The 12,311-nt window shown below is 72.4% G+C and carries 9 protein-coding genes; 5 read left to right on the forward strand and 4 right to left on the reverse strand.

The window, feature by feature from the left end; translation table 11 throughout:
- Positions 1–91 precede the first annotated feature (91 nt).
- Positions 92–2,782 carry a SpoIIE family protein phosphatase gene (locus IG64_RS05150; protein WP_078883802.1) on the forward strand — a complete coding sequence of 897 codons (2,691 nt, stop codon included), beginning with the start codon at positions 92–94 and terminating at the stop codon, positions 2,780–2,782.
- Positions 2,783–2,788: 6 nt separating this feature from the next.
- Here IG64_RS05150 and IG64_RS05155 read toward each other — a convergent pair whose 3' ends face one another.
- The 3 genes from IG64_RS05155 to mdlC all read right to left on the reverse strand — a co-directional run bounded on the left by IG64_RS05155 (position 2,789) and on the right by mdlC (position 7,074).
- Positions 2,789–4,183: a condensation domain-containing protein gene (locus tag IG64_RS05155; RefSeq protein ID WP_037852422.1), complete on the reverse strand. Its 1,395-nt coding sequence runs from the start codon at positions 4,181–4,183 to the stop codon at positions 2,789–2,791.
- 142 nt (positions 4,184–4,325) lie between these two features.
- On the reverse strand, positions 4,326–5,168 hold the full coding sequence (locus IG64_RS05160) for a hypothetical protein (RefSeq protein ID WP_234438394.1): 843 nt from the start codon (positions 5,166–5,168) through the stop codon (positions 4,326–4,328).
- A 298-nt stretch (positions 5,169–5,466) separates the two neighbouring features.
- Entirely contained in the window at positions 5,467–7,074 is a 1,608-nt protein-coding gene (gene mdlC, locus IG64_RS05165) for a benzoylformate decarboxylase (protein ID WP_037852425.1), read from the reverse strand.
- Positions 7,075–7,402: 328 nt separating this feature from the next.
- Between mdlC and ctaD the strand changes: the two genes are divergently transcribed.
- Together ctaD and IG64_RS05175 are read left to right on the forward strand one after the other, a co-directional pair.
- Positions 7,403–9,082, forward strand: a complete 1,680-nt coding sequence (gene ctaD / locus IG64_RS05170) for a cytochrome c oxidase subunit I (protein WP_051812364.1) — start codon at positions 7,403–7,405, stop codon at positions 9,080–9,082.
- A complete protein-coding gene (locus IG64_RS05175; protein ID WP_051812366.1) occupies positions 9,079–9,447 on the forward strand; it encodes a hypothetical protein in 369 nt (122 codons plus the stop codon). The genes ctaD and IG64_RS05175 overlap by 4 nt, the downstream gene beginning before the upstream one ends.
- A gap of 158 nt (positions 9,448–9,605) precedes the next feature.
- Here IG64_RS05175 and IG64_RS05180 read toward each other — a convergent pair whose 3' ends face one another.
- Positions 9,606–10,289, reverse strand: coding sequence for a GPR1/FUN34/YaaH family transporter (locus IG64_RS05180; RefSeq protein WP_037852430.1), 684 nt, complete (start codon positions 10,287–10,289; stop codon positions 9,606–9,608).
- A 255-nt stretch (positions 10,290–10,544) separates the two neighbouring features.
- Here IG64_RS05180 and kdpF point away from each other — a divergent pair, with 255 nt between their 5' ends.
- Both kdpF and kdpA read left to right on the forward strand, forming a co-directional pair.
- Complete coding sequence (kdpF, locus tag IG64_RS37865) at positions 10,545–10,634, forward strand: K(+)-transporting ATPase subunit F (RefSeq protein WP_037817630.1); 90 nt, start codon at positions 10,545–10,547, stop codon at positions 10,632–10,634.
- Between the two features lie 8 nt (positions 10,635–10,642).
- On the forward strand, positions 10,643–12,304 hold the full coding sequence (gene kdpA, locus IG64_RS05195; RefSeq protein ID WP_037852433.1) for a potassium-transporting ATPase subunit KdpA: 1,662 nt from the start codon (positions 10,643–10,645) through the stop codon (positions 12,302–12,304).
- Positions 12,305–12,311 lie beyond the last annotated feature (7 nt).

Raw genomic sequence — 12,311 nt, forward strand, 5'->3', positions numbered from 1 at the left:
GGGCGGCGGGCGCGTCTCACCAAGTGGTACCGGCCAAGGATCATGCGCCCAGGTCGTGACGACTTGGGAGGGTCGATGCTACAAAGGCCGGATGGCAGACCGTTTTGCCCGTCTTCGACGGATATCGGGGCGGTCGCTGGTGGGAAAGAGTCCGCGAAGCGTCGCAGGACAGGTGTTCGTGCTGCAGGCGGCCCTCGTGGTGCTGCTGGTGATCTGCGCCGTCTTCGCCCTCGTCCTGCAGTCCCAGCGGGACACCAGCGCCGAGGCCCAGCGCCGCTCCACGGCCGTCGCCCAGACCTTCGCGCACTCCCCGGGCCTCCTGGCGGCGCTCCGCGCCCCCGCGCCCTCGGCCGTGCTCCAGCCCCTGACGGAGGCCGGACGCACCGCGGCGGGCGTGGACTTCATCGTCGTCATGGACACGCACGGCATCCGCTACACCCACCCCCTGCCCGACCGTATCGGCAAGCGCTTCGTCGGCACCATCGGACCGTCCCTGGAGGGGAAGGTCCGCACCGAGAGCGTGCACGGGCCGCTCGGGCAGGAGGTGCAGGCCGTCGTCCCCGTCGAGGACACCCGCGGCCACGTGGTCGCCCTGGTCTCCGCCGGGCTGAAGGTCAAGCACGTCACCGGGCAGGTGTACCGGCAGATCCCGATCATCCTGACCGCCGGAGCCGTGGCGCTGGGTGTGGCCACCGCCGTGACGGCGCTGGTGGGCAGGCGGCTGCGCCGCCAGACCCACAGCCTCGGCCCCGACGAGATGACCCGTATGTACGACCACCACGACGCGGTCCTGCACTCCGTGCGCGAAGGGGTGCTCATCGTCGGCGAGGACGGGCGGCTGCTGCTGGCCAACGACGAGGCACGGCGGCTCCTCGGCCTCCCGCCGGACGCGGAGGGCAGGAACGTGAGCCATCTGCCCGGACTGCAGCCCGAGACCGTGGCGCTGCTCGCCTCCGGCCGGGAGGCCACCGACGAGGTCCACCTGGCCGGAGGGCTGCTGCTCGCCGTCAACCAGCGGCCCACCGACCGTGACGGAGGACCCGCGGGCACCGTCGTCACCCTGCGTGACTCCACCGAACTGCAGGCACTGGCCGGCCGGGCCGAGACCGCACGGGAACGGCTCCGGCTCCTCTACGACGCCGGCCTGGGCATCGGCACCACCCTCGACGTCGTGCGCACCGCGGATGAACTGGCCGAGGTCACCGCCGGCCGCTTCGCCGACTTCGTCACCGTAGACCTCGACGACGCCGTGCTGCGGGGTGAGGAGCCGGGCCCCGCGGCCACCGGCATGCGCCGCGTCGCCGTGCGCGGCGTACGGGACGACGCTCCGCTCTACGAGCAGGGCCGGCTGATCGACTTCCTGCCCTCCACACCGCAGGCCCGCGGCCTCAGCAGCGGCCGGCCCGAACTGGTGGCCGACCTGTCGTCGGCGGCCGGCTGGCAGGCCCAGGATCCCGAACGCGCCGGACGCATCGTGGACCACGGCATCAACTCGCTCGTCACCGCGCCGATCCGGGCCCGCGGCGCCGTGCTGGGCGTGGCCAACTTCTGGCGGTCCAAGGAGCACGGCCCCTTCGAGGAGGAGGAACTGTTTCTGGCCGAGGAACTCGTGGCCCGCGCCGCCGTCAGCATCGACAACGCCCGCCGCTACGCCCGCGAGCACGCCCTGGCGGTCACCCTCCAGCGCAGCCTGCTGCCGCGGGCCCTGCCCGACCACGGCGCCGTCGAGGCCGGACACCGCTACCTTCCCGCCCAGTCCGGCGTCAGCGGCGACTGGTTCGACGTGATCCCCCTGCCGGGCGGCCGGGTCGCGCTCGTCGTCGGGGACGTGGTCGGCCACGGGCTGCACGCCGCCGCCACCATGGGCCGCCTGCGCACCGCCGTGCACAACTTCTCCGCGCTCGACCTGCCCCCCGACGAACTGCTGAGCCACCTCGACGACCTGGTCGGCCGCATCGACCAGGACGAGGCCTGCCCGGAGAACGCCGCGGACATCGTCGGTGCCACCTGCCTGTACGCGGTCTACGACCCCGTCAGCCGGCGCTGCGCCATGGCACGCGCCGGACACCTCGCGCCCGCGCTGGTCCGTCCGGACGGCAGTGTCGACTTCCCCGACCTGCCCTCCGGGCCGCCGCTCGGGCTGGGCGGCATGCCCTTCCGCACGGCCGAACTGGACCTGGAGGAGGGCACCCAGATCGTCCTGTACACCGACGGACTGATCGAGGACCGCCACCGCGACCTGGACGAGGGGATGGAACTGCTGCGCAAGGCCCTCGCGGGCCACCCCGAGCGGACGCCCGAACAAAGCTGCCAGGCCGTACTGGACGCGCTGCTGCCCGCCCGGCCCAGGGACGACGTCGCCCTGCTCGTCGCCCGTACCCGCGCGCTGCCCGCCGGGCGGATCGCCGACTGGGACGTACCGCCCGACCCGGCCGCCGTCGCGGAAACCCGCCTCGCCGCCTGCGCCAAGCTCGACGAGTGGGGCCTGGCCGACCTGGACTTCAGCCTGGAACTCGTCCTCAGCGAACTCGTCACCAACGCCATCCGCTACGGCTCCGCGCCCATCCACGTCCGCCTGATCCACGACCGCGCCCTCGTCTGCGAGGTCTCCGACGGCACCAGCGCCTCCCCGCACCTGCGCTACGCGGCGACCACCGAGGAGGGCGGCCGGGGCCTGTTCCTCGTGGCCCGGACGACCGAGCGCTGGGGCACCCGGTACACCCCCGAGGGCAAGGTGATCTGGGCGGAACTGGCGCTGCCCGGCGGACCTCCGCCGGCCTGAGCGCCCTCACCCGGCCTGCGAGCGGGCCACCGAGACGATCACCTCCCGCAACTGCTCCACGTACAACCGCATGTTCTTGTACGCGATGTCGGTGTCCGGATAGCGGCTCGCGAACTGCAGCCCCTCGTGCAGCCGGTTGACCCACGCGCACACCTGGTCGCCGTAGGACACCCTGATCAGGCCGTAGGCCTTCAGCTCCGACCAGCGCTCGGAGCCCGGGATGTGCCGGGCGTCGACGAACGAGACGATCGAGTACAGGTCGGGGGAGGTGGGCCGGAAGTCGGACCCCAGCAGGCGCAGCACCCGGGCCAGCGGCATACGGGCCAGGGACCTGCTGGCGCGCAGTTGCGCGCTCACCGTGCGCAGCAGTGCGGGGAAGTCCGCCGCGCCCGCGGTGTCGACCTCGATCGGCGCGCCGCCGACGTACCACCCCACGGAGTCCATCCACTGCGACTTCCTGCGGGTGTGGAAGGGGACGACGGTCCGGTAGACCGGCTGACCGCCGATCTCGTGCACGATGAGACTCGTGGCGGCCAGGACGCCGACCAGGCTCCCGCCGTAGGGGCGGCAGTACGCTTCGAATCCGGCCGCGTCCCCGGCGTTCACGAGCATCTCGTGCATGAGCTTTTGCCGGGGAAGCGGACCGCCGGGCTCCAGTCCGAGATCGAGCGGGAAGTTCGGCAGCCGGCCGTCGCACCGGCCGATGAACTCCCGCCAGCGTTCCACGACGGCGTCGGCGCCGTCGAGTTCGTCGGCACTCGCCCGCTCGGCCCGGCAGAAGTCGACATAGCTGCTGACCGGCCCGGGCTCGGGACGCTCGCCGGCCCTCCCGGCGGAGTACAGCTCATGGATCTCGGCCGGGATCCGCTGCACGGAGTAGGAGTCCACGTTGCTGTGGTCGAACGCCATGTAGACACTCGCGCCGTCGTCCCTGACGACCGCGCAGAAGAGGAAGTTCGGCCAGCGCAACGCGTCCGCCGTCACGTCGAAACGGTCCTGCAGGTGCCGTGCCAGCGCCTCCGGCTCGGGGAAGTACCCGACGGTCTCACGCCGCAGCGCCACGTCGCCGGCGTCCAGCGTGAACCGGCGCATGTCGTCACCGGCCCAGCGGAAGCCGCTGCGCAGCGTCTCGTGCCGGAGCATCCAGCCGCGCAGGGCCTCCCCGAGGGCGTCCAGATCGACTCTGCCGGGGACGTCGAACGCGGTGCCCAGCCAGGTCGGTACGAACAGTCCGCCCTCGCGGACGGCCCGGGCCGTCCTGATGTGCGACTCCTGGATGTACGCCGGCGGTCGGTGATCGTCGGGCAGAGCGGACGCGGCCTCGACGGCCGCCGGGTCGAGTGTCCACTCGACCAGCAGTCCGGGCCGGACCTCGCAGCGCTGGATGTCGGTCATACGCAAGGGAAGCCTCCGTCGCAGAGGGGGTACAGGGAAGCAACTGCGTACGGGCGCGGGGGGTTGCGGGTCGCCGGGTGCCGATCGGCGCCGGCGGCCTTGCGGCGGGGCGCCGCCCGTTCGCGGGCACCGCTCGGCCGGCCGTGTCTCAGCGTGCGGGCAGCCGGTCGTAGGTCCTGAACGTGTAGGTCGCGTCGTAGCTCATCAGGTTGCCGCTCCGTGCGGGCAGGGCGAGCCGCTCCTCGAGCGCCTTCGTCAGCGGACCGCAGTGCTCGGCGGCCGGAGCGGCGAAGGTGTCGTCGTACGCCGAGAACCTGATCAGGGGCGGGTCCGTCGAGATCCACTCCGAAGGGCTCGGCCGCTTCAGGGCGAAGTCGACCGGCTCGGCCGCGCCGATGGCGCAGTCCCGGGGCAGCAGGGGGCCTGTCAGACGGAAGCGGAGGCTGAGCCGGCCCGTGTAGAAGTCGGCCCGGCCGCCGTACTCGGGGTGTATCGCCAGGCCGAGCAGGGGCGTGCGTCCGGCCGCGGCGCTGCCGGTCAGCCCGCCCGGGACGGGGGTCGCCGCGCTGTGCATCGCTCCCCACACCTGTCCTGGCGAACCGTCGGGCAGCGGGCCCTCGGCGTGGGTCATCGTGATCGGCGCGAGCGTCACCGCGAGGTTTCCCATCGCCAGCCGCGGTGAGGCGGTGTGCACTTCGCACCGCCAGGCGGCCGGATCCACCCCCGCCGGAAGAGCGGGACAGTCGTCGAAGCCGGCCGGGAGTTCATGGGTGGCCCGCCCGCTCCGCACGGGCTGCGTGTTCTGCGGGCTCCGCGCGGGCTCTGTGCTCTGCGCGGCGCTCGCGGGAAGGGCGCTGGCCAGGCCCAGCAGGGCCACCGCGCCGGCCAGGGCCGCACCGGTGCGGGGCGCGAGCCGGGACCGGCGCCCGGCGCGACGGGGACCGGGCGCGGTGCGCGGGGGACGGGGGTCGTGAACAGTGGTCTTCGGCATGTCCCAAGCCTGCCGCTGCCCACCTCTCCGTCACCATCGGTGACGTCCCTGCCCATACCCTGAGCCGACCCTGACACCCTGTCAGGGAGGGCCCCGGATCCCCGCGGCCCCTCGTGCGGCGCCGGCCCTGTGCGCGGCAGGACGAACACCGCGGCGCAGCCGAGGACGGCGGCCGCGGCGAAGCGGCGGAAGCCGTCCGGTGGGGTCGCGGCCGTGCCCCCGGCTGTGGGGCCGGCCGAGGTTTCGGCTGTGTTGCCGGCCGTGTCCCTGGCTGTGGTGCCGGCCGGGGCGGTCCGGGTCAGGAGGGGGCCGTGAGCACCGTGTCCACCTGGATCAGCCGGGGCCCGTCCGGGCGTTCGGCGAGGGCGGCCCGCAGCTCCTCGGGTGCCTCGACGTGCCGGGCCGGGACGCCGTAGCCCTCCGCGATCCGGGTGAAGTCCATGCCGGGGAGGTCCAGACCCGGCGCGTCGGGCACCCCGAGCAGTCCGCTGAACCAGCGCAGCGCACCGTACGTCCCGTTGCGCAGCAGGACGACGGTCAGCGGCACCCGGTACCGGGCGGCCGTCCACAGGGCGGTGATGCCGTAGTTGGCCGAGCCGTCCCCGACGACGCCCACCACCGGCCGGTCCGGCTGCGCCATCGCGACCCCGACGGCGCCGGGCAGCCCGAATCCGAGCCCGCCGGCGGCCGGGAAGTAGTAGGAGCCGGGCCGCCGCAGGTCCATCTGGCGCCACCAGGAAGCGCTCGTCGACGTCGACTCGACGACGTACGCGGTGTCCCCGGGCAGTCCGTCGCGCAGTGCGGCGAAGACCTGCTCGGGGTGCAGGCGCCGCCCGTCACCGCGGGCAGGCGCGGGGACGGGCCGGTACGGGCCGGCGGCCCCGCGGGGACCGCCGGGGTCCTGCGGGGCGGCGGGGGAGCCGAGCCGCTCGGCCAGCAGCGTGATGACCGCGCCCGGGTCGGCGACCAGCGCCTCCCCCACGGGGGCCCGGGCGGCAGCGGCGGCGTCCTCGGTCACCTGGACGAGCCGTGTGCCCCGCGGCAGGTACCGGCCGGGCAGGTGCTCGTGGTAGCGGAAGACCGGAGCCCCCAGCACCAGCACCAGGTCGTGCCCCTCCAGGGCCTCGCACACCGGTGCGATCCCGGCGGGGAGGACTCCGCGGAAGAGCGGATGCCGGTTCGGGAAGGGCAGCCGGAACAGCGAGGGCGCCGCCCACACCGGGGCGCCCAGACGCTCGGCCAGCCGCACCGCGTCGTCGAAGAGCCCGTCCGCGTCGATGTCGCCGCCCAGCACCAGCGCCGGCCGGCGCGCCGAGGCGACCTGCCGGACCAGTCGGCGGCCCTGCTCCGCGCTCGGCTCGGCAGCCCGCTCGACCTGCCGGTCCAGCACCTCCAGCGCGTTGTCGTCGGCGTCGGCCGCCCAGTCGTCGTACGGCACGGACAGGTACGCCGGCCTGCGCCGCAGCCGCGCCTCGAAGACGGCCTGCGCGAGCGCCCGCGGCACGTCCCCGGCGCACGCCGGTTCCGCCGCCCAGCCGACCAGCGGCTTCATCAGGGCCGCGGCGTCGGTGTTGGCCAGGTTCGCCTCCGGGCCGACGGCGGGACGCACCTGCTGGCCGGCCACGAGGACCAGCGGTGTCCGCGCGGCGACCGCGTTGGTCAGCGCGCCCATCGCGTTGCCGGAGCCGGCGGCCGCGTGCAGGCTGACCAGCGCCGGCCGCCCGGTGGCCTGCGCGTACCCGTCCGCCATGCCGACCACCGCACCCTCGTGCAGCCCGAGGACGTAACGGAAACCGGCACCCAGACCGGCGAGGAACGGCAGCTCGTTGGAGCCGGGATTGCCGAAGACGGTGGTGAGGCCCTGGCGCCTCAGGAAGGCGTGGGCGACGTGACGTACGCAGGACACCGGATGCTCCTCTCGGACGGGGCGCACCGCACACCGGGCGGCGCTCCGGCACGGGCACCGGCACATGTGCCGCACCCTCGGCATGGAGTTCACCGCATCCGGACCGCGCGCGTCCCGCTCTTCGACGAGCGCCGCATCGCAACGGTCGCCGCCGACGCCTCGACGGAGTAGGCCGACCGGGTGCAATTGCGCCGGGGGTTGGGCCGTCCCGGGGACGGCGGAGAGCGTTTCGCGCCCCCCGGGACGCAAGGATTGTGAAACGAGCCCTGCGGGCAGTCCCGCGGAACTCACGCATCCGTGTCTTGAGAGAAAGCGTGTTACGGGCCGCATGACAGACGTTCAGCACATCACACCGGAAACCGCCGGTCCCCGTCGTCGCGTGCGACCCGGAGCCGTGGTGGTGAAGTGGGTCACGACGACCGATCACAAGACGATCGGATCGCTCTACCTGATCACCTCGTTCGTGTTCTTCCTGGTCGGCGGCATCCTGGCGCTGGTGATGCGCGCCGAGCTGGCCCGCCCGGGCCTGCAGATCGTCTCCACCGAGCAGTTCAACCAAGCCTTCACGATGCACGGCACGGTCATGCTGCTGATGTTCGCGACGCCGCTCTTCTCCGGCTTCACGAACTGGATCATGCCGCTGCAGATCGGCGCTCCCGACGTGGCCTTCCCCCGGCTGAACATGCTCGCCTACTGGCTGTACCTGTTCGGCTCGCTGATCGCGGTGGGCGGGTTCCTCACCCCGGACGGCGCCGCCGACTTCGGCTGGTTCGCCTATTCGCCGCTGAACGACGCCCATCACTCGCCCAATGTCGGGGGCGACATGTGGATCATGGGCCTGGCCCTGTCGGGCTTCGGGACGATCCTCGGCGCGGTCAACTTCATCACCACGATCGTCACCATGCGCGCGCCGGGCATGACCATGTTCCGCATGCCGATCTTCACCTGGAACGTGATGCTCACCAGCGTCCTGGTGCTGTTCGCCTTCCCGGTCCTGGCGGCCGCGCTGCTGGTGCTGGAAGCGGACCGGAAGTTCGGCGCCCACGTGTTCGATCCGGCCAACGGCGGGGCGATCCTGTGGCAGCACCTGTTCTGGTTCTTCGGTCATCCCGAGGTGTACATCATCGCCCTGCCGTTCTTCGGCATCGTCACCGAGATCATCCCGGTCTTCGCCCGCAAGCCCATCTTCGGCTACATGGGCCTGGTCGGGGCGACGATCTCGATCGCGGGTCTCTCGGTGACGGTGTGGGCGCACCACATGTTCCCCACCGGCGCCGTGCTTCTGCCCTTCTTCTCCTTCATGAGCTTCCTGATCGCGGTGCCGACCGGGGTGAAGTTCTTCAACTGGATCGGCACGATGTGGAAGGGCTCGCTCTCCTTCGAGACACCCATGCTGTGGGCCACCGGCTTCCTGGTGACCTTCCTCTTCGGGGGTCTGACCGGTGTCCTGCTGGCCTCGCCGCCCCTGGACTTCCACGTCACCGACAGCTACTTCGTTGTGGCGCACTTCCACTACGTCGTCTTCGGCACGGTCGTCTTCGCGATGTTCGCCGGTTTCCACTTCTGGTGGCCGAAGTGGACCGGCAAGATGCTCGACGAGCGGCTGGGCAAAATGACCTTCTGGATGCTGTTCGTCGGTTTCCACACCACGTTCCTGGTGCAGCACTGGCTGGGCGCAGAAGGCATGCCCCGCCGCTACGCCGACTACCTGGCGGCCGACGGCTTCACCGGGCTGAACATGGTCTCCTCCATCGGCTCCTTCCTGCTGGGCCTGTCGATGCTGCCCTTCCTGTACAACATCTGGAAGACGGCCAAGTACGGCAAGCCGGTGGGCACCGAGGACCCGTGGGGCTACGGACGCTCGCTGGAGTGGGCGACCTCCTGCCCGCCGCCGCGGCACAACTTCGTCACCCTGCCCATGATCCGCAGCGAGTCCCCGGCGTTCGACCTGAACCACCCGGAGGTGTCGCTGGCGGACCGGCAGGAGAACCTGGGTCTGCCGGCATGACGGACGCGGCCGGACGCACGGGCGGGGAGCCGCTCAGCCCCGCCCACCTGGTCAACCAGGTCGAGGGCTACCTGCTGTGGCAGGCCCGCGTCGCCGAGGCCGAGGAGCGGGCCCGGGCCTTCACCGAGCCGTTGCAGTGGCTGACCACCGCGCAGCGGGAGGAGATCGAGGAGCACTACGTCCGCGACTGTCTCGCCCGGGCACGGGCGGACCTGCAACGCGTCGCCGACCGCTGCCGGGCGCTGCGCGGCGAGTACGAGGCACGCTACCGGCGGCTGCGCGCGCGCTGCCTCGCGTTCTCGATCGCCGGGCTCACGGTGGTCGCCGCCGCCGTGCTCCTGGCGGTGGCCGCCACCCAGAGCTGACCGCGCGCCGGGCGCCACCCAGAGCTGACCGTGCCCCGGTCGGCCACCCAGAGCTGACCGTGCCCCGGGCCGTCGCCGAGGCTGACGGCGCCCCGGGGCCTCGTCGGGGGCCGCCGCCCGCGGCAGGCCGTTGCGTCGCGGTCCCCGCCCGCCCGTGCTCACAACTGGCCGCGGACGCCGGGATCCCGTGGCGGGCCGGTCCGCCGGCCGCCGTCCACGTCGTCCTCCATGACCCGCCGTGCCTCGCCGCGGCGCCGGATCGGCAGGACCGTACGGCGGTGCAGATCCTCCAGGAGGAAGGCGGTGCCCGCGTACAGGGCGAGCGCCGCCAGCAGCAAGGCCGCCGCGGCATCGGCGAGTTCGAGGAGCCGCACCGCGCCGAGCTGGTAGGACGCCGCGAGGCAGACGCGCAGCGCCGACACGCTGAGGACGACCCCGAGCAGCGTCTTGCCCAGGAAGCCGGCCACCGCCAGCGGGACGAGCATCAGGGCGAACGCGCTCAGGAACATGCCGACGGCGACGCTCCTGTCCTGCTGCGGCGCGGCGATGTGCAGCACGCCCAGCGCCGCCCACGAGGTGGCGAACAGCCCGAGTGCCGCCGCCGCGGCGGTGTCCCGGCTCAGGAAGGCGATCACCGCGGCGAGGAACTCCAGCGGGAAGACGAAGACCGCGAGCAGGACGCCCGCCGGACGCACCTGGTCACCGCCGACCAGCCCCAGCGAGATCCCGGCGAGCAGCACCATGCCGACGCCGAAGGCGAAGAACCCGAGCGGCAGGGGGTTGCCGTACGGCCTGACGGTGACGGTGGCGGCCCGGGAAGGGCCCGCCTCGGAGCCGGTCACGCACGCCGCGTACCCGCCGGCCCGAGGGGGAAACGCCGCGGCGGCGACGACGTCAGAGCTGCGTCAAGGCCGAGGTGAGCGCCGTAAGAGAGGCGTCAACGCGGGGCCGGACCGGGCCGAAGAGGGGTTTTCCTCTAGTCGTCCGAAGCATCCGCACCCACTCCAGGAGTTCGCGATGGCCGATCTGGCCTTCGTCGTCACCACCCTCGCCCTCTTCGCGCTGGTGGCCCTCGTCGCCAAGGGGGTGACGAAGCTGTGACCGCCGAGAACGTCGTCGGCCTGGTCGTGGCCGTCGCCCTGCTGGGCTACCTCGTCCTCGCCCTGCTCTTCCCGGAGAGGTTCTGAGCCCCGCCATGAGTCCCGTACTCGCCGGTGTGCTCCAGCTGCTCGCCCTGCTGGCCGCACTGGCACTCGCCTACGTTCCCCTCGGCTCCTACATGGCCCGGGTCTACTCCTGCGACCGGCACTGGCGCGTCGAGCGGTGGATCTACCGGGGGATCGGCGCCGACCCGGACGCGGGGATGCGCTGGCCGGCGTATCTGCGCGGTGTCCTCGCCTTCTCCGCCGCCGGTGTCCTCTTCCTGTACCTGCTCCAGCGGATCCAGGGCGTGCTGCCGCTCTCGCTCGGCTTCCGGTCCGTCGGCCCGGCCCAGGCGTTCGACACGGCCGCGTCCTTCGTCACCAACACCAACTGGCAGTCCTACGCCGGTGAGCAGACGATGGGGCACGTCGTGCAGACCGCGGGTCTGGCCGTGCAGAACTTCGTCTCCGCAGCGGTGGGCATCGCGGTGGCGGTCGCCCTGGTCCGCGGGTTCGCCCGGTCCCGCACCGGTGAGCTGGGCAACTTCTGGGCCGACCTGGTGCGCGGCACCGTCCGCATCCTCGTGCCGCTCGCCGCGGTCGCCGCCGTCGTCCTGGTGGCGTGCGGCGCGATCCAGAACTTCTCCGGCATCCACGAGGTGGGCCAGTTCATGGGCGGCTCGCAGCAGTGGAACGGGGGAGCGGTCGCCTCCCAGGAGGCCATCAAGGAGCTGGGGACCAACGGCGGCGGCTACTTCAACGCCAACAGCGCCCACCCCTTCGAGAACCCGACGCCGTTCACCAACCTGTTCGAGATCTTCCTGATCCTGGTCGTCCCGTTCGCGCTGACCCGCACCTTCGGACTGATGGTCGGCTCGGTGCGCCAGGGCCACGCCGTCCTGGCGGCCATGGCCACGATCTGGCTCGGCTTCACGGCCCTGATGATGTGGACCGAGTTCGCCCACCACGAGGGCGCCCTGCACCTCGCGGGCGGCGCCCTGGAGGGCAAGGAGACCCGGTTCGGGGTCGGCGCCTCCTCGATCTTCGCCGTGGCCACGACGCTCACCTCGACCGGCGCGGTGGACTCCTTCCACTCCTCCTTCACCGGGCTCGGCGGCGGCGTCACCCTGCTCGGCATGATGCTCGGCGAGATCGCGCCCGGCGGCACCGGATCCGGCCTGTACGGCATGCTGATCATGGCCGTCATCGCGGTGTTCATCGCCGGGCTCATGGTCGGCCGCACCCCCGAGTACCTGGGCCGCAAGATCGGCTCCCGGCAGATCAAGCTCGCCGCCTGCTACATACTCGTCACCCCGGCGCTCGTCCTGGTCCTCACCGCCCTGTCGACGGCACTGCCCACCCCGCCGCACTCCGCGCTCAACCCCGGCCCCCACGGCTTCTCCGAGATCCTCTACGCCTACACGTCCGCCGCGAACAACAACGGCTCGGCCTTCGCCGGCCTGAACGCGAACACGGACTGGTTCAACACCACCACCGGCATCGCCATGCTGCTCGGCCGCTTCCTGCCGATGGTGTTCGTCCTGGCACTGGCCGGATCGCTGGCCGGGCAGCGGCCGGTACCGGCCGGCGCGGGCACCCTGCGCACCGAGAAGCCCCTGTTCGCCGGGCTGCTGGTGGGCGCCGTGCTGATCGTCACCGGTCTGACCTACTTCCCGGCGCTCGCGCTGGGCCCGCTCGCCGAAGGGCTGGCGTGATGACCAT

Source organism: Streptomyces sp. NRRL S-340, from assembly GCF_000720185.1.
Classification (GTDB): domain Bacteria; phylum Actinomycetota; class Actinomycetes; order Streptomycetales; family Streptomycetaceae; genus Streptomyces.